The sequence below is a fragment of the Streptomyces cyaneofuscatus genome (assembly GCF_000718135.1).
In the GTDB taxonomy this organism is placed as follows: domain Bacteria; phylum Actinomycetota; class Actinomycetes; order Streptomycetales; family Streptomycetaceae; genus Streptomyces; species Streptomyces cyaneofuscatus.
Genome location: NZ_JOEM01000003.1, coordinates 223,564 through 246,369, shown reverse-complemented (window position 1 = coordinate 246,369; position 22,806 = coordinate 223,564). Strand labels below are relative to the sequence as shown.

The following is a 22,806-nucleotide window of genomic DNA, read 5'->3' as shown; positions in this document are numbered from 1 at the left end:
ATCAGCTCGGGTTCACTCCACAGGCTTCGCGTGGTGGAGGTCCACTGTGCCCGAGTAGCCGGGAAGAGTCACCGCGTCGTCCTCGTCGACTTTCCAGCCCAGCCCGTACGCCTTCACGTACAGCTGGTAGTTCTGGATCGCCGTGGAGTTGTCGAGCGCCTGCTTGAGCCTGCCGGGGTCGCCCACGGCGGTGACCTTGTACGGCGGGGAGTAGACGCGGCCCTGGAGGATCAGGGTGTTGCCGACGCAGCGGACCGCGCTGGTGGAGATCAGCCGCTGGTCCATCACCTGGATCCCGCGCGCCCCGCCCTGCCAGAGGGCGTTCACCACGGCCTGGAGGTCCTGCTGGTGGATGACCAGGTCGTTGGGCTGCGGCTCGGGGTAGCCGGGGTTGGCGGTGGCATCGGGGGGCGCGTCGTTGAGGGTGACGCTGACGGCGTCGCCGGTGATCTTCGTGGTACCGGCCGCCTTCTCCAGGGCCTTCAGCTTGGCGTCCTCGGCCTCGGTGGAGCCGTCGTCGCGCTGGGCAAGCGCGTCGATGTCCGCCCGCGCGGAGGCGACCGAGTCGTTCAGCTCGGCGTTGTTCTCGCTGCGTTCCTTGATCAGGTCGGAGAGCTTGAGCAAGGAGGAGTCGCTGCGCAGATTGGTGCCCTTGGCCGTGTTGGCGCTGGTGACGAAGATCAGTCCGGCCAGGGCGAAAACGGCAGCGGTGAGCCCCCGGGCCGCCCACACGGAGGTGTGCCGGACCGGGCCTTCGGGAGAGTCGGCAGAATTGCTCAACGTACCCTTATCTCATCGGGCGCCATGGAAGCACTACGCTAACGGACGCCCGGGGGAGGCAGCATGCCCCCTGGCATCCCCGCCCCGGCGCCCGCCACAGATCCCTGCGCGGTCACGCAGCGCATCGACAGGAGAGTCCCTCGTGCCGAAGTCACGTATCCGCAAGAAGGCCGACTTCACGCCGCCCGCGGCGAAGCAGGCAACCGCTATAAAGCTGACCAACCGCAGTTGGGTCGCTCCGGTGATGCTGGCCCTGTTCCTCATCGGGCTGGCCTGGATCGTGGTGTTCTACGTGACCGAAGGCGATCTGCCGATCGACGCCCTGGGCAACTGGAACATCGTCGTGGGCTTCGGCTTCATCGCCGGTGGCTTCGCCGTCTCCACGCAGTGGAAGTAGCGCGCCCTCACGCAAGCCTTGCCCTGAGTTACCCACAGAGTTATCCACAGCCAGGGGAAAAGGTCAGACGATCTGTGGATAACCTGCACCCAAGTTGACGCCGGTGTGACTGCAGCCTCCCTCTCCGAGGGGGGCTGCACCTCGTTTTCCGCAGGAAAAACCCAGCTCAGCGATGGTGGGCACAGATGTTCCCCTTGCCATGCACAAGATCCCGGCCTCACTGTGGACAACTGAGGTCTGCCCTGGGGGCAGAGGGCCCCTGAGACCGCTCAGCTCAGGGACATCGTGCGGGCAACGATGATCGCCACCGACGCCAGCAGCACCAGCGCACAGCTCCCGGCCTGCACAGCCGTACGGTGCTCGCGCGGCGCGTGCACCAGCCCTGTCGCGATCAGGACGCCCGCGACGAGACCGCCGACATGCGCCTCCCAGGCGATCCCGCCCATGGTGAAGGTGAAGACCAGGTTCAGCGCCAGCAGGATCAGCACCGGGCGCATGTCGTAGTTCATCCGGCGCATCAGCACCGCGGTGGCGCCCAGCAGGCCGAAGATCGCACCGGAGGCGCCGAGCGACGGCTGGTTCGGCGCGGCGATCAGATAGGTCAGGGCGCTGCCCGCGAGGCCGGAGAGCAGATAGAGCGCGAGATAGCGGACACGGCCGAGCGCGGCCTCCAGCGGTCCGCCGAGCCACCACAGCCCCAGCATGTTGAACCCGATGTGCCACACCTCCTGGTGGAGGAACATCGAGGTCACCAGGCGATACCACTGGCCCTCGGCGATGCCCTCGATCGAGCCCGGCGGCGGCGTCGGGTCCCAGGCCCGGCCGAGCAGCACCAGATCGTTGAGCAGGGACTCCGGAGCGGCCGCGACCAGAACGAAGACCGCGAGGTTGATGCCGAGCAGGATCTTGGTGACCAGCCGCGGGTCGGCGGCCACGGTGCCGCCGGCCAGCGTGCGGGGCATGCTCGCGGCCGGGTGGTGGCCGGTGCCCGAGCCCTGGCGTACGCAGTCGGGGCACTGGAAGCCGACGGAGGCGCTGACCATGCACTCGGTGCAGATCGGCCGCTCGCAGCGCGTGCAGCTGATCCCGGTCTCCCGGTCGGGGTGCCGGTAGCACGTCGGCACGGCCTCCCCGCCCTCCGGTACGCCCCGGCCCGCCGGCGGCTGCTGGTCCATCGGTCCTGGCCTGCCTCTCGGTCTCACCCCGGGGCACCGCACGCACGGCCGCCCCGCTGGTCCGCTATGTAACAGTACGGACGGGCGGGGCGGTTGGTTCCCGTCGGAGCGGGACGTCAGCGGGTCTCGACGACGACCGACTCGATGACCACGTCCTGCACGGGGCGGTCGGTACGGGGGTTGGTCGGAGTGGCCGCGATGGCGTCGACGACCTTGCGGCCCGCCTCGTCGGCGACCTCGCCGAAGATGGTGTGCTTGCCGGTCAGCCAGGCGGTCGGCGAGACGGTCAGGAAGAACTGCGAGCCGTTGGTCCCCGGGCCCGCGTTGGCCATGGCCAGCAGGTACGGCTTGGTGAAGGCCAGCTCCGGGTGGAACTCGTCGGGGAACTTGTAGCCCGGGCCGCCCGTGCCGTTGCCCAGCGGGTCGCCGCCCTGGATCATGAACCCGCTGATCACCCGGTGGAAGACGGTGCCGTCGTAGAGCCGGTCCGTGGACTTCGCGCCGGTCTCGGGGTTGGTCCACTCGCGCTCTCCGGTGGCCAGCTCGACGAAGTTCCGGACCGTCTTGGGCGCGTGGTTCGGCAGAAGCCGGATCGCGATGTCGCCCTGGCTGGTCTTCAAGGTGGCGTAAAGCTCCTCGGCCACGATCTGCCTTCCGTAATCCTTCGCTGACGTCCGCCGATCCTCCCACGTACCGGGAAATGTACGGCCGGATGCCTGGCAGAACGGCGCGTTAACCGCTGAACCATGGCATTGTCGTCGGCACACTTCACTTGCACTGTTTTACCGACTTGAACCGTTTTGACGGAAATAGCGATCATGACCCGGATGCCCGTTCTGAGTGCCGGTCATGGCCGCAACAGGCATGATTTCGCATGGGGCGGAAAGGCGGAGTACCTACCCGCCACCAAGGAGGAGGATCCCGTGACCCGCATCGACAGCGTGCGCGCCGCAACCGACTCGGCCAGGGACAGCGCGCAGCACGCCGCGGAAGTGGTGGCGCCGTACGCCGACACGGCCAAGAAGCAGGCTGCACATTACGCGCACGAGGCCCGTGTCCAGCTCGCGCCCAAGGTGACCAAGGCCGCCAAGCAGGCCCGCGTCCAGTACGAGTCCCATCTCGCACCGCGTCTCGAACAGGCCCTGACACATGTGCCGCCGAAGGTCGACGAGGCCGCGCAGCGTGCGGCGCACTCGACCCGGAAGGCCGCCCGGACCGCCGCCGACTACACCGCGCCGCGCGTGGAGCACGCCAGGGCGGTGGCCCTGCCGGTCGCCGAGCAGGCGACCGCCCGCAGCGCCGCCGCGCTGGCCGCACTGCGGAGCAACGTCACGGCCAAGGAGATCCAGAAGCTGGCCCGCAAGCACGAGCGGCGGGCCAGGGCCGGCCGGGCGACCAAGGGGCTCCTGGTGCTGGGCATCGTCGCCGGCGGCGCCTATGCCGCCTGGCGCTGGTGGGACAAGCAGGCCAACCCGGACTGGCTGGTCGAGCCGCCCGTCGCCACCGAGGTGGGCGACGACCGTTCGCCGCTGAGCTCGGTCGACGGCAGCGGCCAGGCCGTGCTCGACCCGGAGGTCAAGGCCAAGCAGGCCGAGGCCGAGGCGAACGGGGACACCCCGGGCCTCGACGACCGCCCCTGAGGGCGCCGCCGCCGTAACGGCACGTAAAAGAAGAGAACGCCGGTCCCCCGCAGGCCTTCACCGGCCCCGCGGGGGACCGGCGTTCTCGTCGTGCCTCCGGCGAGGCCCCCGAGCACACCGGGCGGTCACCGCCCCTCGCCCACAGCCTGCCGAGGGCCGGGTGACACACTGAGCCGCGAGGGGCCGGTGCGGGCGTAGCTTCCGCCGGTCGTCCCCGCCCTCACGAAAGGTCCTTCCTGTGGTGCGCATCCCCCGGCCGCGGAGGGCCGTACTCGCCGCGGCGGCCTCCGTACTGGCCGCCGGTGTCCTGGTGTCGTGCGGCGCGGACTCGCCGGGCGAAGGCGTCACCGCCGCACCGCACGCCGGGGACGCCGCCTGCAAGCAGCTCGCCGACCGCTACCCGGACCGCCTCGGCGGCCAGGACCTGGCCTTCACCGACCGCCCGGGCGTCGCGGTCTGGGGCGAGAACGCGATCGTGCTGCGCTGCGGCGTCGAGCTGCCCGTACCGACCCTCGACCCGTGCGCGACCGTCGACGGCGTGGACTGGGTCTTCCGCGAGGACCGGTCGAAGGACGGCGGGAAGGTGGTCGTCACCTACGGCCGCGACCCGGCCGTGGAGGTCGTGGTCTCCGACGACGTGGCCGCCGTGGACGACGTCCTGGTCGACCTGTCCGCCCTGGTCGAGCCCGTGAAGACGTACACGAAGTGCATCAACCTCGACGACGTGCGGCCTCCGACGCCCTCCGGATGACACCGCTGGTCAGACGGCATGCGGTGGAGGACACCGCCCGGCAGACGAGCACAGTCCCGGCCGCTTTGCTTCTGCTCAGCGACGTCACCGCGACGGCCGGAGCGACGCAGAACACCCCCTGGCCGACGTTTCCGTCGGTCAGGGGGTGTTCATCGATGTGGAGCCTAGGAGATTCGAACTCCTGACATCTGCCTTGCAAAGGCAGCGCTCTACCAACTGAGCTAAGGCCCCGAAACACGGCAAACAAGGACAACGCCGAAACACGTCCGTGCCACGGCAACCATCCGGGACAAGAGTACCGGGTGCTCCACCCCATCTTGCAAAAGGATAGGGACTCCCGGTGGACGACCACGCTCCGTAAGATGCTCGACGAGGTTCGCAGCAGCGAAGCCGCAGCGAAGGGGAGACGCAATGGACGCAGCGCAGCAAGAGGCGACGGCAAGAGCCAGAGAGCTTCAGCGCAGTTGGTACGGGGAGCCGCTGGGGGCACTCTTCCGTCGGCTGATCGACGATCTCGGCCTGAACCAGGCACGGCTTGCCGCGGTTCTCGGGCTGTCCGCCCCGATGCTCTCCCAGCTGATGAGCGGCCAGCGGGCCAAGATCGGGAACCCGGCGGTCGTCCAGCGCGTCCAGGCACTTCAGGAGCTGTCGAGCCAGGTCGCGGACGGCAGCGTCAGCGCGGGCGAGGCCACCGACCGGATGGAAGAGATCAAGAAATCGCAGGGCGGGTCCGTCCTGACCGGCACCGGCCAGACCGCGTCGACCGGCGGCGCCCCCACCGTCCGCCGCGTGGTGCGCGAGATCCAGTCCCTGCTGAGGTCGGTATCGGCGGCCGGCGACATCATCGATGCCGCCGACGCCCTCGCCCCGACCCACCCGGAACTGGCAGAGTTCCTCCGGGTGTACGGAGCCGGCCGCACCGCGGACGCGGTCGCGCACTACGAGGGACACCAGAGCTAGCGGCTCGAGACCACGACGGCAGGACCGTACGGACGTACGACGACGGAGCCAGGGCCTCGCACAGCCGGGGTCCCTGGTCCCCGCAGAGCCGCGGCGACAACAGGAACTGGGAGCGGGCACAGCGCAATGGGTGAGGTCTTCGCTGGTCGGTACGAGCTGATCGATCCGATCGGACGTGGTGGGGTCGGCGCCGTCTGGCGAGCCTGGGACCAACGGCGCCGCAGGTACGTCGCGGCCAAGGTCCTGCAGCAGAGCGACGCGCACACGCTGCTGCGCTTCGTCCGCGAGCAGGCTCTGCGCATCGAGCACCCGCATGTCCTCGCCCCGGCCAGCTGGGCCGCCGACGACGACAAAGTCCTGTTCACCATGGACCTGGTGAGCGGCGGCTCGCTCGCCCATGTCATAGGCGACTACGGCCCGTTGCCCCCGCGCTTCGTCTGCCTGCTCCTGGACCAGCTGCTCTCCGGCCTCTCCACGGTGCACGCCGAAGGGGTGGTCCACCGGGACATCAAGCCGGCCAACATCCTGATGGAGGCGACCGGAACGGGCCGCCCCCATCTGCGCCTCTCCGACTTCGGCATCTCGATGCGCAAGGGCGAGCCCCGGCTGACCGAGACCAACTACGTGGTCGGCACGCCCGGTTACTTCGCCCCCGAGCAGATGATGGGCGCCGAGCCCGACTTCCCCGCGGACCTCTTCGCGGTCGGCCTGGTCGCCCTCTACCTCCTCCAGGGCAAGAAGCCCGACTCCCAGGCGCTGGTCGAGCACTTCGCCGCCCACGGCACCCCGGGCGCCCCCGACGGCATCCCCGAGCCGCTCTGGCAGGTGCTCGCCGGGCTGCTCCAGCCGGACCCGCAGGCCCGGTTCCGTACGGCGACGGGTGCGCGCAAGGCCCTGGCCGCGGCGGTCGAGATGCTGCCCGAACCCGGTCCGGACGACGAGCCGGTGGAGGTGTTCGACCAGATCGGGCCACTGCCCGCGGGGTTCGGCCCCGACGGCCCCGTGAAGGCGCCTCAGCCATCCGGGGCACCGCAGCCGCCCGTATCGCCGCCCCCGCCCGTCTCCATGTCGGAGACCGGCAGCTTCCACCTGGCGCCCCCGCCACAACAGCAGCCTCAACAGCAGCCGCAGCAGCCCCAGTTCCACCAGCCCACGTCAGCGTCCGCGCCCATCGCCACGCCACCCCCGCCCCCGGCCCCGCTGCCCGCCCAGCCCGCCGCCCCGTCGCCATCGCCGTACGCCGTCGGAGCCCCGGACCCCTCCCAGGCGCCGACCTCCGGCGTACCGTACGACGCCTCGGCCACCCGCCCCTACACGGCCCAGCAGCACCACCAGCCACAACACCACTCCTTCGCCGCCCACGCCCCCGCGGCCTCCCCTGCCGCCGCCCCCGTTCCCGTACGGCAGACGCGGCCGGGTCCGCCCCCGAAGGTGGCGGTCCCGGTACTGGTGGTGGCGCTGATCTGCTTCGCGGTCGGCATCTGGGCGCTCACCCAGATGTAAGGGCGGCCGTCACCAGCCCTGCTGCGGCGGCCCCCCGAACGGCGGTTGCTGCTCGTGGACCTGGCCGGGTCCGCCGGCGGCGGCCGCGCGGCGGCGGGCCAGCAGCGTCCAGGCGCCGAGGCCGAGCACCAGCACGGCGCCCGTCCCGAGCGCTCCCGCCGCGACGACCTGCATCGTCGCGCTCTTCGCGGCCTTCGGAGCGCTGTCGCCGCTCTGGGCCAGCTCCTTGTCCTTCTCGGTCACCGCGAAGATCCCGGGGTCACCGTCGTACGGCGACGCACCGGCCTCGTTCTTCACCTGGACCGACATCGTCAGCGCGATCGGGTCCTTGCCGTAGCTCTCGGCGACCTTCGGGCTGAGCGTCACCGACAGGTAGTACCAGCCCGCGAAACGCAGGGTGCTGACCTGGGAGCTGTAGTCGTACCGGTTGCGGTACGCGACCGGCGGCAGCGGCTTCAGCGCCGTGGTCGCGGACTTGCCGGAGTAGGAGAGGGAGGTGTCCGTGATGTGCCCCTGGGCGGGGTTGTCGAGCGAGAGGGTGAGGGCGTTGCCGATGAACTCCGTCGAGTCGGCCGTGGTGTTGCTGAGCACGGCGGAGGCGTAGATCTGCTGCCCCCAGTCCACCGGCACCCGGTAGAAGCGGGTCTGGCCCGGGGCGATCTCGTCGATCCACTCGCCGGTCGTCAGGCTGGTGGCGTCGTAGTAACTGCTGCCGCCCGTACGCTTCTGCGCCTCGACGTCCAGGGGGGCGGGCGTGGCCGAGGGCCAGTCCTTCGGCGCGGTCGTCTCCGTGGGCCCGCCGCTCTTCAGCGCGGGCTCCTCGACGAACCTCAGCTCCAGGTTCCAGGCCTCGGGGCTGGAGGTGGGCTTGCTCTCGCGCTCGACGAGGACGTCGTACGTCCCGGCCTCCTTGCAGGTGGTGCTCGACCCCTTGCCGACGGTCCGGTGCGCGTACGCGGCGATCGGCCGCGGTGTCTCGCCCGAGCCGAAGGTGGTCTGGTTGGAGCTGCACCGCGAGTCGTTGAGGTCCCGGATGCTGACGGTGATCCCGTCCCCGTACGCCACCGAGCCGCCGCTCTTCGGCACGGCGACCGCCGAGACATAGGCGTCGGTGAGGCTGTCGAGCTTCACCCGGTAGTAGAGCTGCTCGCCCGGCTCGATCGAGCTGCGGTACACGGCCCCCGGCTGCAGGACCGAGGCCTCGGCGTTGCGCACCGCGCCCTGCACGTTCTTCGCGCCGGGGTCGAAGCCGTACGCCGGCGGGCCGTCCGCGTACGCCTGTCCCGGCAGCGCCGCCACGGCGCACATCGCGGCGAGAGCCGCCAGCGTCGCCCGCCCCCTGTTGCGCTGCCTCTTCACGCGCTTCCCCCTCGTCGTCCGCATGGCCGCCCTGCGACGGCTGCGTACGAAGAGGGCTCCCCCGGCCGTGATCACCAGGGCGCCCGCTCCGGCAGCGACCGCAATTGCCGGTCCATCCTGCCCCGCCCACACCGCTGCTGTCTCCGGCCACAGCCGGATTGCCCTTCTTGTCCGCGTTCCTGCCGCGGCACACCCCATCAGATTCTTTGCTTAAGCAAGTTACTGATTTGCTCAGGTGAATTCAAGAGAAACGCATCACGGCCCTCACCCGTCAGCACGGGCGACACCCGGGGCCCGGACAGCACGAAGCCCCGGCCGCTCAGCGACCGGGGCCCGTAACAGACTGTGCCGTCTCACACACCCGAACCTGCGGGCACGGAGTCGGTTGCCTCCGTCCACAGATCCTGCTCGGCGCGATCCGCCTGGATCTGGCGGTACACGAGGAGCCCGCCGATGGCAGCCAGTGCGACCAGGAGAAGCTTCTTCACCGCGCGACCTCGTCTTTCCTTGGAATAGGGGCCTTCTGCCGCCGACTATACACACCGGCCGATACCGATCGGTGACCTGCCTGGAACCCAAAAGCAGCCCGTCCCCGGCACCCCGACGAGGCCCCCGCCGAGCCCCGTGACGCGTTCCGGACGGTCCGTCAGCCCCGGTTGCACCATACGAGTGGTGTTAATCCGAAGATCGGCGCACTGCGGGCGTCGCTCCCCGAAATCGCGGCCCGGATCCACATGATCGGAGAAGTCAGCAACCGGACCACCCGAAAGCGAGGGGCCATGAGCACCTTCCAGCCCAAGAGCATCTGGACCGCCTTCATCACCGCCTTCTTCGCCCTGCTGGCGTCGCTGGGCCTCGCCACCGCCACGGCGAGCGCCGCGAACGCCACGAACGCCGCGCAGCCGAGCGCCACGACCCAGGAGCACACGGGTGCCACGGCGGCAACTCCACTCGCCCCCTCGGTCCGATGGACCCTTCCGCGTGACCGGGCCCTGCCGCCCACGATGAAGCAGCGCATCCGGGCCGAGGCCCACGGCTCCTCCCCGGCCACCCGCCACCTGTCGGCCGACCCGGCGTCCGCGACCCGCACCACCACCGCCGCCCCCCACCACACGGCCCCGGAAGGCGACTCCCCGGCCCCGCCCCCCTGATCCCGGCGCCCACCGCACCCCGGGGCCCCTGTCCGGTTCACACCGGCCGGGGGCCTTTTCCGTGCGCCGGGGCCTTTCCGTGCGTCCGGGGCCGGTGCCGTACGAGAAGCGTGTGCTGTAGGAGCAGAGGTGCCGTGCAAGGAAGCGTGTGCCGTACGAGCAGAAGTGCCGTGCAAGGAAGCGTGTGCCGTACGAGGAAGGGTGCCGGCGCCGTACAACACAGGCTTGCCGCGAACCCGGCGCCGGCACACCCCGTCCCCCACCCCCACCGCCCAACGCGAAGACCCCCAGCCACTGGTGACTGGGGGTCTTCGTTCTGTGGGGCTAACAGGATTTGAACCTGTGGCCTCATCCTTATCAGGGATGCGCTCTAACCAACTGAGCTATAGCCCCGCCGCGCTCTCGCGCTGACTTCTGAAGATTAGCGCACGTCGGGGCCAGTCCCAAAATCGATACTCGGCGCGCTACTCGTCCTCGGCCAGCGTGAGCTCGACGCCGCCCACGAAGCCCGCCGACAGGTTGTAGATGAAGGCGCCCAGCGTCGCCAGCGCGGTGGCCAGCACCACGTCGATCACGGCGATGACCGACGTGAAGATGAGCACCCGCGGCAGCGAGAGGAACGACTGCAGATCGAAGCCGTTGCTCTCGTTCGAGCCGGTGGCCTCGCTGATCGTGCCGCCCACGGTGGAGAAGACGCCCATCGCGTCCATCACCATCCACAGGACCGCCGCCGCCACCACCGTGCAGATGCCCAGGGCGATCGACAGCAGGAAGCTGACCTTCATCACCGACCACGGGTCGGCCTTGGCCACCCGCAGTCGGGCCTTGCGGGTACGCGGAGTGGTCCGCGCCCCCGTACGCGGCTTACGCGTCGCCTGGGCCCCGCCCACGCCCTGCGCGCCGCCCAGCGTGCCCCCGCCCTGCCCGGGGCGCTGCTGGCCGCCCTGGGTGCCCCCGCCGGGCGCCTGGTACGCCTGAGGCGGGTGGTACGGCCCCGACGGCCCCGGTGCGGGCTCACGCTCGCCGGGCAGCGGCCCGGTCGCGTAACCCTCGTACTGGGGCTGAGGCCCTCGTGTGTCCGTCACAGTGCCCCCTTGGGAGTCCGTGGCAGGGCCACGGGCACCGTTCGCTCCTGCTCCGGAAGCGGCCGAACCGGCGCCCGTGGCTCCACTCACGCTCTACTCCTCGTGCTCCCCGGTCGAAGGCTCCGTGCCCTCGACAGTGCCCTCTACCACGCTCTCGGCGTGGACCTCGGCCGTCTCGCTCTCAGCATCATCGGCCCCATCGACCTCTTCCGCCTCACGACCGGCCTCGGCATTGCGCGCGATGCCGACGACGGCATCCCGCTTGCCCAGATTGATCAGTTGGACGCCCATGGTGTCACGGCCCGTCTCCCTGACTTCATTGACTCGCGTACGAATCACACCACCGCCGAGCGTGATGGCGAGGATCTCGTCGGTCTCCTCGACCACCAGCGCACCGACGAGCGAGCCCCGGTCCTCGACGATCTTGGCAGCCTTGATACCGAGGCCGCCGCGGCCCTGGACGCGGTACTCGTCGACGGGGGTCCGCTTCGCGTACCCGCCGTCGGTTGCGGTGAAGACGAACGTACCGGGCCGGACGACATTCATCGAGAGCAGTTCGTCTCCCTCACGGAAACTCATGCCCTTGACGCCCGAGGTGGCACGGCCCATCGGCCGCAACGCGTCGTCCGTCGCGGTGAACCGGATCGACTGCGCCTTCCTGCTGATGAGCAGCAGATCGTCCTCCGCCGACACCAGCTCGGCACCGATCAGCTCGTCGTCGCCGCCCTCCGGCATCTCGCGCAGGTTGATCGCGATGACACCGCCCGAGCGAGGCGAATCGTAATCCTTGAGCGCGGTCTTCTTCACCAGACCGCCCTTCGTCGCCAGGATCAGGTACGGCACGGCCTCGTAGTCGCGGATCGCCAGGATCTGGGCAATCTTCTCGTCCGGCTGGAAGGCCAGCAGGTTGGCGACGTGCTGGCCGCGCGCGTCCCGGCCGGCATCCGGGAGCTCGTAGGCCTTGGCCCGGTAGACGCGGCCCTTGTTCGTGAAGAACAGCAGCCAGTGGTGCGTCGTGGAGACGAAGAAGTGGTCGACGATGTCGTCCTCCTTCAGCTTCGTTCCGCGCACCCCCTTGCCGCCGCGCTTCTGCGAGCGGTAGTCGTCCGTCTTCGTGCGCTTCACATAGCCGCTGCGGGAGATCGTGACGACGATGTCCTCCTCGGCGATCAGGTCCTCGATGGACATGTCACCGTCGAAGGGCACCAGCTTGGAGCGCCGGTCGTCGCCGAACTTCTCGACGATCGCGGCCAGTTCCTCGCTGACGATCTGGCGCTGCCGCTCGGGCGAGGCCAGGATCGCGTTGTACTCGTTGATCTTCGCCTGGAGCTCGTCGTGCTCGGCGGTGATCTTCTGGTGCTCCAGCGCGGCCAGCCGGCGCAGCTGCATCTCCAGGATCGCGTTCGCCTGGATCTCGTCGATCTCCAGCAGGCCCATCAGGCCCTCACGCGCGATCTCCACGGTGTTGGAGCGCCGGATGAGGGCGATGACCTCGTCGATGGCGTCCAGGGCCTTCAGGAGGCCGCGCAGGATGTGCGCCCGCTCCTCGGCCTTGCGCAGCCGGAACCGGGTCCGCCGGACGATGACCTCGATCTGGTGCGTCACCCAGTGGCGGATGAACGCGTCGATCGACAGCGTGCGCGGCACCCCGTCGACGAGGGCCAGCATGTTGGCGCCGAAGTTCGACTGGAGGTCGGTGTGCTTGTACAGGTTGTTCAGGACGACCTTGGCGACCGCGTCCCGCTTGAGGACGACGACCAAGCGCTGCCCCGTACGCGAGGAGGTCTCGTCGCGGACGTCCGCGATGCCGCCGACCTTGCCGTCCTTGACCAGGTCGGCGATCTTCTGCGCGAGGTTGTCGGGGTTGGTCTGGTACGGAAGCTCCGTGACGACCAGGCACTGCCGGCCCTGGATCTCCTCGACCGCGACGACCGCGCGCATCGTGATGGAGCCGCGCCCGGTGCGGTACGCCTCCTCGATGCCCTTGCGGCCCACGACCAGCGCGCCGGTCGGGAAGTCGGGGCCCTTGATGCGCTCGATCAGCGCGTCCAGCAGCTCCTCGTGCGAGGCCTCGGGGTGCTCCAGGTACCACTGGGCACCGGCGGCGACCTCGCGCAGGTTGTGCGGCGGGATGTTGGTCGCCATGCCGACCGCGATGCCCGCGGAGCCGTTGACCAGCAGGTTCGGGAAGCGCGCCGGCAGGACCGTCGGCTCCTGGTTGCGGCCGTCGTAGTTGTCCTGGAAGTCGACGGTCTCCTCGTCGATGTCCCGGACCATCTCCATGGACAGCGGCATCATCTTGCACTCGGTGTACCGCATGGCGGCGGCCGGGTCGTTGCCCGGGGAACCGAAGTTGCCGTTGGAGTCCACCAGCGGCATGCGCATCGACCAGTGCTGCGCGAGGCGCACCAGGGCGTCGTAGATGGAGGAGTCGCCGTGCGGGTGGTACGTACCCATGACGTCACCGACGACGCGGGCGCACTTGTAGAACCCCTTCTCGGGGCGGTACCCGCCGTCGTACATCGCGTACAGCACCCGACGGTGGACGGGCTTGAGGCCGTCCCGTACGTCGGGCAGCGCACGCGAGACGATGACGGACATCGCGTAATCGAGATAGGAGCGCTGCATCTCCGTCTCGAGCCCGACGGGCTCGACGCGCATGCCCACACCGGGGACGGTGACTTCCTCGGGCGTCGCGGGTTCAGGTGTCACAGGGGTGTTCTCGTCGGCCATTGCTGGTCAAAGTCCTTTCGAGCTGCGGCGTCGCTGGTACGGCCGACTCAGATGTCGAGGAAGCGGACGTCCTTGGCATTGCGCTGGATGAACGAGCGCCGTGCCTCGACGTCCTCACCCATGAGCACCGAGAACAGGTCGTCGGCCTGCGCCGCGTCGTCCAGCGTGACCTGGCCGAGGACCCGGTGGTCGACGTCCATGGTCGTGACGCGCAGCTCTTCGGCGTTCATCTCGCCGAGGCCCTTGAAGCGCTGGATCGAGTCTTCCTTGATCCGCTTGCCGTTCTGCTTGCCGAGCGCCACGAGCGCGTCGCGCTCCCGGTCCGAGTACGCGTACTCGAAGTCGTCCCGGCCCCACTTGATCTTGTAGAGCGGCGGGCGCGACAGATAGACGTTGCCCTGCTCGACCAGCGGCCGCATGAAGCGGAAGAGGAAGGTCAGCAGCAGGGTGTTGATGTGCTGGCCGTCGACGTCGGCGTCCGCCATCAGAATGATCTTGTGATAGCGGAGCTTCTCGATGTCGAAATCCTCGTGGACCCCGGTGCCGAAGGCCGAGATCAGCGCCTGGACCTCGGTGTTCTGGAGGATCTTGTCGATCCGGGCCTTCTCGACGTTCAGGATCTTGCCTCGGATGGGCAGGATCGCCTGGTACATCGGGTTGCGGCCGGACTTCGCCGAACCACCGGCGGAGTCACCCTCGACGATGAAGATCTCGCACTTGGTGGGGTCGTTCGACTGGCAGTCGCTCAGCTTGCCGGGCAGCGAGGCGCTCTCCAGGAGCCCCTTGCGCCGCGTCAGGTCGCGCGCCTTGCGGGCCGCCACGCGGGCGGTCGAGGCGGCGATGCCCTTGCGGATGATGTCGGCGGCCTCGTTGGGGTTCCGGTCGAACCAGTCCGTCAGCTGCTCGTGGACGACCTTCTGCACGAAGGTCTTGGCCTCCGTGTTGCCCAGCTTGGTCTTCGTCTGGCCCTCGAACTGCGGCTCGCCCAGCTTCACCGAGATGATCGCGGTGAGACCCTCGCGTACGTCCTCGCCGGTGAGGTTGTCGTCCTTCTCGCGCAGCAGCTTCTTCTCGCGCGCGTACCGGTTGACCAGGGAGGTCAGCGCGGCGCGGAAGCCCTCCTCGTGCGTACCGCCCTCATGCGTGTGGATCGCGTTGGCGAAGGAGTAGACCCCCTCGGTGTACTGCGTGTTCCACTGCATGGCGATCTCGGCCGAGAGGAGACGGTCCTTGTCCTCGGCCTCGATGTCGATCACCGACTGGTGGATGACGTCGCCCTTGCGGGAGTTGAGGTACTTGACGAAGTCGACGATGCCGTTCTCGTAGTGGTACGTGACCGAACGGGTCGTCTCCTCCTCGGGCACCTCGACGGCCTCGGCGCTGTCGGCGCCCGCCGTGGCCTTCGCCGACTCGCGCTCGTCGGTCAGCTTGAGGGTGAGGCCCTTGTTGAGGAACGCCATCTCCTGGAAGCGGCGCGAGAGGGTCTCGAAGCTGTACTCGGTGGTCTCGAAGATGTCGCCGTCGGCCCAGAAGGTGACCGACGTGCCCGTCTCGTCCGTGGCCTCGTGCTGGGCCAGCGGGGCGGTGGGGACACCGAGCTTGTAGTCCTGGGTCCAGCGGTAGCCGTCGGTCTTGACCTCGACCGCGACCCGGGTGGACAGGGCGTTGACGACGGAGACACCGACGCCGTGCAGACCGCCGGAGACGGCGTAACCGCCGCCGCCGAACTTGCCGCCCGCGTGCAGCACGGTGAGCACGACCTCGACGGCCGGCTTGCCCTCGGACGGCACGATGCCGACCGGGATGCCACGGCCGTTGTCGATCACGCGCACGCCGCCGTCGGCGAGGATCGTGACGTCGATGGTGGTCGCGTGACCCGCCATCGCCTCGTCGACCGAGTTGTCGACGACCTCCTGCACGAGGTGGTGCAGGCCGCGCTCACCGGTCGAGCCGATGTACATACCAGGCCGCTTGCGGACCGCGTCCAGCCCTTCCAGCACGGTGATCGCGCTGGCGTCGTACGAGGCTGAGGCCTCGCCCGGCTCACCGGCTGTGGACGGAATGTTCTCGTTGGGGTTGCCGGAATCGGCCACGAAGCGCCCTTTCTGGCACAGCACAGGCCGTCTTCCGGACAGGCGGGAGCGGCTGCGTCGTTCGGCTTGTATCGACGACTCCCGCCTCAGCGGCGGGATTACTCACCAGTCTACCGGTAGCACTGACATGAATGGGGGTTTGCCGGTACCTGAGTACGCATGTGCCGCCCTGAATCGACGGTTGACGACTCCCCATATTCAGGGAGGGGCCCCAAGAGGCCCTGACGGGCATGGAGCGCTTCGGCCTGTCAACTTCCCGCTACGGTGAGGGACGCTCCGGCCGCACCCCCCGGTTTCCGCCGGTACGAACCGTGGTGAACCGGGAGCTCCGGGCCGCCCGAAGCCCCGTGCGCGAGCATCAGGGACACGACAAGATCCAGCCAAAAGTGCAGCTCAGGGTTGGGTGGCGGGATGTCCGATCAGCAGTCGGAGGGCAGCGGGGCACTCACCCGTAGGTGTCCCCGGGCCCCTTGCTGCCGGGCGCCCGCAGCGGCCCGAACCGGCGCTCCGGGCCCCCCGGACCGAGCACCTTGATCATCCGTACGGTGCCCTGCCCCAGATCCGCGTTGAGCCGGGCCACCAGTTGCGGGGCCAGCAGCCGCAGCTGGGTCGCCCACGCCGTGGAGTCGCAGCTCACAGTGAGCACCCGCGCGGCCGGGTCCTCGTCGTAGCGGAGGGGGACGCAGTGGTTGGCCAGATCGTCGCCCACGATCTGCGGCCACCGCCCCATCACCCCGCCCACCGCCGCCGGGGTCTCCCAGCCGCGTTCGGTGATCAGCCGGTTGATCGCGGAGCCCAGCGGCTGCGGATCGCGGCCGTCCGAGCGGGCCCCGGAGCGCAGCCCGCCGCCGCGCCTGGCCTGCTTCTTCTGCTGGGCCGCCGCACCCCGCGCCCTGGCCTGCTCCTTCGCCGCCCGCAGCGCGACCCGGGCGAGGTCGACCCCGGACACCTCGGGCGGCTTGGGGCTCCCGGCGTCCGCCGGCGTACCACCGGATCCGCCGTCACCACGGGCCGCAGGCCCCGTACCGCTCGACGTCCCCTCCGCGGCGGAAGCGCCCCCGGACTCTCCGTCCCGGCCGGTCATACCCGCTCCACCTCGCCCGCCGACACCGCGTATCGCGCCCCCGCCAGCACGCCGGGCACGTCCTCCGCCACCGCGGCCGTCACCAGCACCTGCTCGCCCGGGGCCACCAGCTCCGCCAGCCGCTCCCGGCGGCGGGCGTCCAGCTCGGCGAAGACGTCGTCCAGGACCAGCACCGGCTCGTTGCCCTCGGCGCGCAGCAGCTCGTAACTGGCCAGCCGCAGCGCCAGCGCGTAGCTCCAGGACTCCCCGTGGCTCGCGTACCCCTTCGCGGGCATGGACCGCAGGCCGAGCAGCAGGTCGTCCCGGTGCGGACCCACCAGCGTCACCCCGCGCTCGATCTCCTGCTTGCGGACCCCGACGAGCGCCGCGATCAGCCGCTCGTACAGCTCGTCACGGGTGCTCGCCGGGTCGATGTCCTCGCCCACCGAGCTGCGGTACTCCAGGGTCACGGGGCCGCCGCCCGGCGCCACGTCCCCGTACGCCTTGTCGGCCAGCGGCTGGAGCGTGGCGATCAGGTCCAGGCGCTGCGCGAGCAGCTCGGCGCCGACCCGGCCCAGGTGCTGGTCCCAGACGTCGAGGGTGGACAGGTCCATCGACCGGCCGCCGTGCCGGCGCGCCATGGCGGCGGACTTCAGCAGGGTGTTGCGCTGCTTGAGCACCCGCTCGTAGTCGGAGCGGACCCCGGCCATCCGGGGCGAGCGCGCGGTGATCAGCTCGTCGAGGAACCGCCGCCGCTCCCCTGGGTCGCCCTTGACCAGCGCCAGGTCCTCCGGCGCGAACAGCACCGTCCGTACGATCCCGAGCACGTCACGCGGTCTGACCTGCGAGGACCTGTTGATACGGGCCCGGTTGGCACGGCCGGGATTGAGCTCCAGCTCGATCAGCTGCGAGCGCTCGCCCTGGGTCACCGCCGCGCGGATCACGGCCCGCTCGGCGCCCATCCGCACCAGGGGGGCGTCCGAGGAGACCCGGTGGCTGCCGAGCGTGGCGAGATAGCCGACGGCCTCGACGAGATTGGTCTTGCCCTGCCCGTTGGGCCCCACGAACGCGGTGACGCCCGGGTCGAGAGGGACCTCGACCCGGGCGTACGAGCGGAAGTCGGCCAGCGAGAGATGGGTGACGTGCATGGTGGCCGACCTCTCCCGGTGGTGCTTCGCTGGTTGTTTCGCTGCCGACGCGCCGCCGGCGGTCCGGTCAGTTCTCGGACTTGGACTCGACCGCGTGGCCGCCGAACTGGTTGCGCAGCGCGGCGATCATCTTCATCTGCGGCGAGTCGTCCTGGCGCGAGGCGAACCGCGCGAACAGGGACGCCGTGATGGCGGGCAGCGGCACCGCGTTGTCGATCGCGGCCTCCACCGTCCAGCGGCCCTCGCCCGAGTCGGCGGCGAAGCCCCGGAGCTTGTCCAGGTGCTCGTCGTCGTCCAGGGCGTTGACCGCGAGGTCGAGCAGCCAGGAACGGATGACCGTGCCCTCCTGCCAGGAGCGGAAGACCTCGCGCACGTCGGTGACGGAGTCGACCTTCTCCAGGAGCTCCCAGCCCTCGGCGTAGGCCTGCATCATGGCGTACTCGATGCCGTTGTGGACCATCTTCGCGAAGTGGCCGGCGCCGACCTTGCCCGCGTGGACGGAGCCGAAGTCGCCCTCGGGCTTGAGCGCGTCGAAGATCGGCTGGACCTTCGCCACGTTCTCCGCGGTGCCGCCGTACATCAGGGCGTAGCCGTTCTCCAGGCCCCAGACGCCGCCGGAGACGCCGCAGTCGACGAAGCCGATCTCCTTGAGCCCCAGCTCGACGGCGTGCTTCTCGTCGTCGGTCCAGCGCGAGTTCCCGCCGTCGACGACGACGTCGCCGGGCGAGAGCAGTACGGCGAGTTCGTCGATCGTGGACTGCGTCGCGGCACCGGCCGGGACCATCACCCAGATGACCCGCGGGCCCTTCAGCTTGCCCACAAGCTCTTCGAGACTGTGGACATCGGCGACATCCGGGTTGCGGTCGTAACCGATGACGGTGTGGCCTGCGCGGCGGATGCGCTCGCGCATGTTGCCGCCCATCTTGCCGAGGCCGACGAGACCGAGCTCCATCAGAGATTCCTTAAGCGTCGTGGCGATAGCGTCGGGGCGTATCCCGCCCGGGTCCGAGCCTACGCCCGGCGGGGCTCAGCACGGCGGGACAGCGCGGTGGGCCCGCTCCGCGCCGAACGGGCCCACCGGTGACGATCGGATCAGCCGGAGAGGCGCACCGGCATGATCAGGTACTTGTACGCGTCGTCCGCCTCGGCGTCCACGGCCGGGCGCCCGCTGAGCAGGGCGGGCTTGGTGGACGTGGTGAAGGAGAGCTGGGCGACCGGGGAGTCGATCGCGCTCAGACCGTCCAGCAGGAACGTCGGGTTGAAGGCGATCGAGATGTCGTCGCCCTCCAGCACCGCGTCGACGCGCTCCACAGCCTGTGCGTCGTCGCTGGAACCGGCTTCCAGGATGAGCACGCCCTGCTCGAAGCTGAGCCGGACCGGGGTGTTGCGCTCGGCGACGAGGGCCACACGCTTGACGGCCTCGACGAAGGGGGCGGTCTCGATGACCGCGACCGAGTTGAACTCGGTGGGGAAGAGCGTGCGGTACTTCGGCAGGTCGCCTTCGAGCAGCCGCGTGGTCGTCGTGCGTCCCGCGCCCTCGAAACCGATCAGCCCCTCACCGGCACCGGAGCCGGAGAGCGCCAGGGTGACCGTGTCACCGCTGGTGAGCGCCTTGGCGGTGTCCAGGAGCGTCTTGGCGGGCACCAGGGCGACCGCGGAGGCCTCCGGGTCCTCGGGCTTCCAGAGGAACTCGCGGACCGCGAAGCGGTAGCGGTCGGTGGAGGCGAGGGTGACGGTGTCGCCCTCGATCTCGATGCGCACACCGGTCAGCACGGGCAGCGTGTCGTCGCGGCCGGCGGCGATGGCGACCTGGGCGGCGGCCGATGCGAAGACCTCACCGGGGACGGTGCCCGTGGCGGTCGGCATCTGCGGCAGCGCCGGGTACTCCTCCACAGGCAGTGTGTGGAGGGTGAAGCGCGAGGAGCCGCAGACCACCGTGGCCCGTACACCGTCGGTGGAGATCTCCACCGGGCGGTTGGGGAGGGCGCGGCAGATGTCGGCGAGCAGCCGGCCGGAGACGAGCACCGTGCCGTCCTCGTCGACCTCCGCGTCCACGGAGACCTTGGCCGAGACCTCGTAGTCGAAGCTGGAGAAGGAGAGGGCTCCGTCCTCGGCCTTCAGCAGAAGGCCCGCGAGAACGGGCGCCGGCGGACGGGCCGGGAGGCTGCGGGCCACCCAGGCCACCGCCTCCGCGAGTACATCGCGCTCCACCCGGATCTTCACCGGAACCGCCTCCTGCTGTTGCTCGCTCGCCCTGCTGGCCTTCGTCGTCTGGACCGGAGCTCCCTGCCGACGGCCGGGGTGGCTCCGGGGTCCAGTCTGACGCACAGCACCGACAGTCGTTGCTGCTCGGGGTCAAGTCGAGCAAAACGCGGCGAGGCGGTCGCCGGGCGAGTTGTACACAGGCCCCACTTCGAAGCGGATTCCTGGCTAACTCTGAGTGGTAGTAGTAGTAGGCCCTGTGGAAACCGTGGATAACGTCGTTTGCGCAGGTCAGTACCGGTTTTTTGTCCACCGACCCTGTGGGTGGCACCCGTGGACAACCGGGGCTTTCTGTGGACGGGCGGAAGTTCTGCACACCCGATGCACAGGAGGGGGTCACTTCTCCCCAGGCCTGTCCCCAGCTTTACCCACGTTCCCCACAGCCCAATCAGGCAGCTTGGTGTGACGCCTTTCACTCCGGGCGGTGAGAGGGCGTGTTCTGTTGCCGAACAGTGGACAGAGGTGTGGAGAAGCCGGGCCGAGCTGGGGACAACAGCGTCCAGCTTGTGGGCCGACGGTGGACAACCGGAAGCTCCCCCTGTGGACGAGGAAACTGTCCACAGGCTGTGGATCACGGTTGACCACAAATCCCCAACCATGTGACCTGGCCTGATGGAGTATCGGCAGCCAGGCCTGTGGACGCAATATGGACAACTTCCCGGTCCCCAGGCTGTGGACGGAAGAAATCCCGCACATCTGTGGAGAAGGAGCTCTGAGCAGCCCGTATTCGAACAGGCCCGGTGCGGAGGAGACCGCTGCGACCGCTCCCGGGACCCCTCAGGAACGACGAAAGGCGCCTCGCGCGGACCGTGGGAGGTCGTCGCGAGGCGCCTTATGAGGCAGTCAGGAGCCTTCGTCAGCTGTTCTTGATGCGGTTGGTGAGCTCGGTGACCTGGTTGTAGATGGAGCGGCGCTCGGCCATCAGCGCCCGGATCTTCCGGTCCGCGTGCATCACCGTCGTATGGTCACGGCCGCCGAACTGCGCGCCGATCTTCGGCAGCGAGAGATCCGTGAGCTCCCGGCACAGATACATGGCGATCTGGCGCGCCGTCACCAGGACCCGGCTGCGCGAGGATCCGCAGAGGTCCTCCACGGTCAAACCGAAGTAGTCCGCGGTGGCCGCCATGATGGCCGGCGCCGTGATCTCCGGTGCGGACTCCTCGCCGCCCGGGATCAGGTCCTTCAGCACGATCTCGGTCAGCCCGAGGTCCACCGGCTGCCGGTTGAGGGAGGCGAAGGCCGTCACCCGGATCAGGGCGCCCTCCAGCTCACGGATGTTGCGCGAGATCCGCGAGGCGATGAACTCCAGGACCTCCGGAGGCGCGTTCAGCTGCTCCTGCACCGCCTTCTTACGGAGGATGGCGATCCGGGTCTCCAGCTCTGGCGGCTGGACGTCGGTGGTCAGGCCCCACTCGAAGCGGTTGCGGAGCCGGTCCTCCAGCGTCACCAGTTGCTTGGGCGGCCGGTCCGAGGAGAGCACGATCTGCTTGTTCGCGTTGTGCAGCGTATTGAAGGTGTGGAAGAACTCCTCCTGCGTCGACTCCTTGCTCGCCAGGAACTGGATGTCGTCGACCAGGAGGATGTCGACATCGCGGTACCGCTTGCGGAAGGTGTCGCCCTTGCCGTCGCGGATCGAGTTGATGAACTCGTTGGTGAACTCCTCCGAGCTCACGTACCGCACCCGGGTGCCCGGGTAGAGGCTCCGTGCGTAGTGCCCGATCGCGTGCAGCAGGTGGGTCTTACCGAGCCCCGACTCCCCGTAGATGAAAAGGGGGTTGTACGCCTTGGCGGGTGCCTCGGCGACGGCCACGGCGGCGGCGTGCGCGAACCGGTTGGAGGCGCCGATGACGAAGGTGTCGAAGAGGTACTTCGGGTTCAGCCGGGCGTGCGGCTCACCCGGTCCCGGCGCGGGCGCGGGCTGGGCGCCCATCGGGCCGGGACCCGGGCCACCGGTACGACCGGGGCCGGGACCGCCCTGGCGGTGCTGCTGGTCGTGCTGGTCGTGGCGGTCGCGCTGCTGCTCGTACCCCTGGCGCTCGGGGGGCTGCGACCGGTAGTCGTGCTGCGGCTGCTGGGGGCGGCCGGTTCCGTACGGCTCACGCCACTGCTCGGAGGGCTGGTCGCGGTACGACTCGGTCTCGCGGTAGGTGTCGGAGGCGGGCTGCTCGCGGTCCTGGTAGCCCCCGTGCCGCGGCTGCTGCCAGGAGAGGTCCTCCTGGGTGCGCGGCCAGGCGCCCGGCTCGGGGCGCTGCTGCTGGTAGTCGGGATAGGCCGGGCGGGCCGTCGGCATGCCGTCGTCGGAGGGGCGGTGGCCGTATCCGTCGTAGCCGTCGTCCCGCCCGTCGTCACGCGGCTGCCCCTGGTAGCGGTGGCCCTGCTGGCTCTGATGCGACTGGTGCATCGGGGGCGCCGGCGGGGAGGGCGGCTCGCCCGCGGAGTCGTCGACGGTGATCGCGATCCGGATGGGGCGGCCGCACTCCCGGGTCAGCGTCTCGCTGATGAGCGGGGCGAGGCGCCCTTCGAGGACGCGCTTGCCCCATTCATTGGGGACGGCCAGGAGTGCGGTGTCGGCGACGAGTGCCAGCGGCTGGCAGCGCTCGATCCACTGCTTGTCCTTCGGCTCGATGCCCTGCTGGCCCTCCCCGAGGAGTTGCTCCAGCACTCGTGGCCACACTGCGGCAAGATCGGCAGGTACGTCAGCCACAA

The 22,806-nt window shown here is 69.6% G+C and carries 19 protein-coding genes and 2 tRNA genes; 6 read left to right on the top strand and 15 right to left on the bottom strand.

Features of this window, described 5'->3' with window-relative positions:
- Window positions 1-12: 12 nt before the first annotated feature.
- Complete coding sequence (locus tag IF17_RS0106610) at window positions 13-780, bottom strand: DUF881 domain-containing protein (RefSeq protein ID WP_203611258.1); 768 nt, start codon at window positions 778-780, stop codon at window positions 13-15.
- 142 nt (window positions 781-922) lie between these two features.
- On the opposite strand from IF17_RS0106610, the gene crgA reads away from it, so the two are divergent.
- A complete protein-coding gene (crgA, locus tag IF17_RS0106605; protein WP_018513895.1) occupies window positions 923-1,177 on the top strand; it encodes a cell division protein CrgA in 255 nt (84 codons plus the stop codon).
- A gap of 269 nt (window positions 1,178-1,446) precedes the next feature.
- Here crgA and IF17_RS0106600 read toward each other — a convergent pair whose 3' ends face one another.
- Window positions 1,447-2,352: a rhomboid family intramembrane serine protease gene (locus tag IF17_RS0106600; protein ID WP_030563099.1), complete on the bottom strand. Its 906-nt coding sequence runs from the start codon at window positions 2,350-2,352 to the stop codon at window positions 1,447-1,449.
- Window positions 2,353-2,468: 116 nt separating this feature from the next.
- Window positions 2,469-2,996 carry a peptidylprolyl isomerase gene (locus IF17_RS0106595; RefSeq protein WP_030563097.1) on the bottom strand — a complete coding sequence of 176 codons (528 nt, stop codon included), beginning with the start codon at window positions 2,994-2,996 and terminating at the stop codon, window positions 2,469-2,471.
- Between the two features lie 279 nt (window positions 2,997-3,275).
- Here IF17_RS0106595 and IF17_RS0106590 point away from each other — a divergent pair, with 279 nt between their 5' ends.
- Together IF17_RS0106590 and IF17_RS0106585 are read left to right on the top strand one after the other, a co-directional pair.
- A complete protein-coding gene (locus IF17_RS0106590; RefSeq protein ID WP_030563095.1) occupies window positions 3,276-3,992 on the top strand; it encodes a DUF5324 family protein in 717 nt (238 codons plus the stop codon).
- A gap of 238 nt (window positions 3,993-4,230) precedes the next feature.
- Window positions 4,231-4,743, top strand: a complete 513-nt coding sequence (locus IF17_RS0106585) for a DUF3515 family protein (RefSeq protein ID WP_030563093.1) — start codon at window positions 4,231-4,233, stop codon at window positions 4,741-4,743.
- A gap of 158 nt (window positions 4,744-4,901) precedes the next feature.
- Here IF17_RS0106585 and IF17_RS0106580 read toward each other — a convergent pair.
- Window positions 4,902-4,974: transfer RNA gene (locus IF17_RS0106580), tRNA-Ala, on the bottom strand.
- Window positions 4,975-5,154: 180 nt separating this feature from the next.
- On the opposite strand from IF17_RS0106580, the gene IF17_RS0106575 reads away from it, so the two are divergent.
- Both IF17_RS0106575 and IF17_RS0106570 read left to right on the top strand, forming a co-directional pair.
- Window positions 5,155-5,703 carry a helix-turn-helix domain-containing protein gene (locus IF17_RS0106575; RefSeq protein ID WP_030563091.1) on the top strand — a complete coding sequence of 183 codons (549 nt, stop codon included), beginning with the start codon at window positions 5,155-5,157 and terminating at the stop codon, window positions 5,701-5,703.
- A gap of 126 nt (window positions 5,704-5,829) precedes the next feature.
- Window positions 5,830-7,206 carry a serine/threonine-protein kinase gene (locus IF17_RS0106570; RefSeq protein WP_030563089.1) on the top strand — a complete coding sequence of 459 codons (1,377 nt, stop codon included), beginning with the start codon at window positions 5,830-5,832 and terminating at the stop codon, window positions 7,204-7,206.
- Window positions 7,207-7,215: 9 nt separating this feature from the next.
- Here IF17_RS0106570 and IF17_RS0106565 read toward each other — a convergent pair whose 3' ends face one another.
- Both IF17_RS0106565 and IF17_RS1000000137565 read right to left on the bottom strand, forming a co-directional pair.
- Window positions 7,216-8,565 carry a hypothetical protein gene (locus tag IF17_RS0106565; RefSeq protein ID WP_030563087.1) on the bottom strand — a complete coding sequence of 450 codons (1,350 nt, stop codon included), beginning with the start codon at window positions 8,563-8,565 and terminating at the stop codon, window positions 7,216-7,218.
- A gap of 353 nt (window positions 8,566-8,918) precedes the next feature.
- Entirely contained in the window at window positions 8,919-9,053 is a 135-nt protein-coding gene (locus IF17_RS1000000137565) for a DLW-39 family protein (RefSeq protein WP_003958712.1), read from the bottom strand.
- Between the two features lie 291 nt (window positions 9,054-9,344).
- On the opposite strand from IF17_RS1000000137565, the gene IF17_RS0106555 reads away from it, so the two are divergent.
- Entirely contained in the window at window positions 9,345-9,716 is a 372-nt protein-coding gene (locus IF17_RS0106555; RefSeq protein WP_030563085.1) for a DUF6344 domain-containing protein, read from the top strand.
- 319 nt (window positions 9,717-10,035) lie between these two features.
- Here the strand turns inward: IF17_RS0106555 and IF17_RS0106550 are convergent.
- From IF17_RS0106550 to dnaA, 9 genes are all read right to left on the bottom strand, one after another.
- Window positions 10,036-10,109 (bottom strand) — tRNA-Ile (locus IF17_RS0106550).
- A 71-nt stretch (window positions 10,110-10,180) separates the two neighbouring features.
- Entirely contained in the window at window positions 10,181-10,801 is a 621-nt protein-coding gene (locus IF17_RS1000000137340; protein WP_030563083.1) for a DUF3566 domain-containing protein, read from the bottom strand.
- A gap of 93 nt (window positions 10,802-10,894) precedes the next feature.
- Complete coding sequence (gyrA, locus tag IF17_RS0106540) at window positions 10,895-13,534, bottom strand: DNA gyrase subunit A (protein WP_030563081.1); 2,640 nt, start codon at window positions 13,532-13,534, stop codon at window positions 10,895-10,897.
- Window positions 13,535-13,581: 47 nt separating this feature from the next.
- Window positions 13,582-15,651, bottom strand: coding sequence for a DNA topoisomerase (ATP-hydrolyzing) subunit B (gene gyrB, locus IF17_RS0106535; RefSeq protein WP_030563079.1), 2,070 nt, complete (start codon window positions 15,649-15,651; stop codon window positions 13,582-13,584).
- Window positions 15,652-16,072: 421 nt separating this feature from the next.
- The gene (locus IF17_RS0106530; protein ID WP_237667117.1) at window positions 16,073-16,711 is read right to left on the bottom strand and encodes a DciA family protein; all 639 of its coding nucleotides are present in this window, start codon (window positions 16,709-16,711) and stop codon (window positions 16,073-16,075) included.
- Complete coding sequence (gene recF, locus IF17_RS0106525; RefSeq protein WP_030563077.1) at window positions 16,708-17,838, bottom strand: DNA replication/repair protein RecF; 1,131 nt, start codon at window positions 17,836-17,838, stop codon at window positions 16,708-16,710. Before recF ends, IF17_RS0106530 begins: the two co-directional genes overlap by 4 nt.
- Before the next feature lie 67 nt (window positions 17,839-17,905).
- Complete coding sequence (gnd, locus tag IF17_RS0106520; RefSeq protein ID WP_030563075.1) at window positions 17,906-18,790, bottom strand: phosphogluconate dehydrogenase (NAD(+)-dependent, decarboxylating); 885 nt, start codon at window positions 18,788-18,790, stop codon at window positions 17,906-17,908.
- A 140-nt stretch (window positions 18,791-18,930) separates the two neighbouring features.
- Entirely contained in the window at window positions 18,931-20,061 is a 1,131-nt protein-coding gene (dnaN, locus tag IF17_RS0106515) for a DNA polymerase III subunit beta (protein ID WP_015609839.1), read from the bottom strand.
- An 895-nt stretch (window positions 20,062-20,956) separates the two neighbouring features.
- A complete protein-coding gene (dnaA, locus tag IF17_RS0106510; RefSeq protein WP_078615809.1) occupies window positions 20,957-22,804 on the bottom strand; it encodes a chromosomal replication initiator protein DnaA in 1,848 nt (615 codons plus the stop codon).
- Between the last annotated feature and the right edge of the window lie 2 nt (window positions 22,805-22,806).

Bases quoted from the DNA above. Each gene is read 5' to 3' on its own strand.
- IF17_RS0106600 (WP_030563099.1), bottom strand. From the start codon at position 2,352: ATGGACCAGCAGCCGCCGGCGGGCCGGGGCGTACCGGAGGGCGGGGAG.
- IF17_RS0106575 (WP_030563091.1), top strand. From the start codon at position 5,155: ATGGACGCAGCGCAGCAAGAGGCGACGGCAAGAGCCAGAGAGCTTCAG.
- IF17_RS0106570 (WP_030563089.1), top strand. From the start codon at position 5,830: ATGGGTGAGGTCTTCGCTGGTCGGTACGAGCTGATCGATCCGATCGGA.
- IF17_RS0106555 (WP_030563085.1), top strand. From the start codon at position 9,345: ATGAGCACCTTCCAGCCCAAGAGCATCTGGACCGCCTTCATCACCGCC.
- gyrA (WP_030563081.1), bottom strand. From the start codon at position 13,534: ATGGCCGACGAGAACACCCCTGTGACACCTGAACCCGCGACGCCCGAG.
- IF17_RS0106530 (WP_237667117.1), bottom strand. From the start codon at position 16,711: ATGACCGGCCGGGACGGAGAGTCCGGGGGCGCTTCCGCCGCGGAGGGG.
- recF (WP_030563077.1), bottom strand. From the start codon at position 17,838: ATGCACGTCACCCATCTCTCGCTGGCCGACTTCCGCTCGTACGCCCGG.
- gnd (WP_030563075.1), bottom strand. From the start codon at position 18,790: ATGGAGCTCGGTCTCGTCGGCCTCGGCAAGATGGGCGGCAACATGCGC.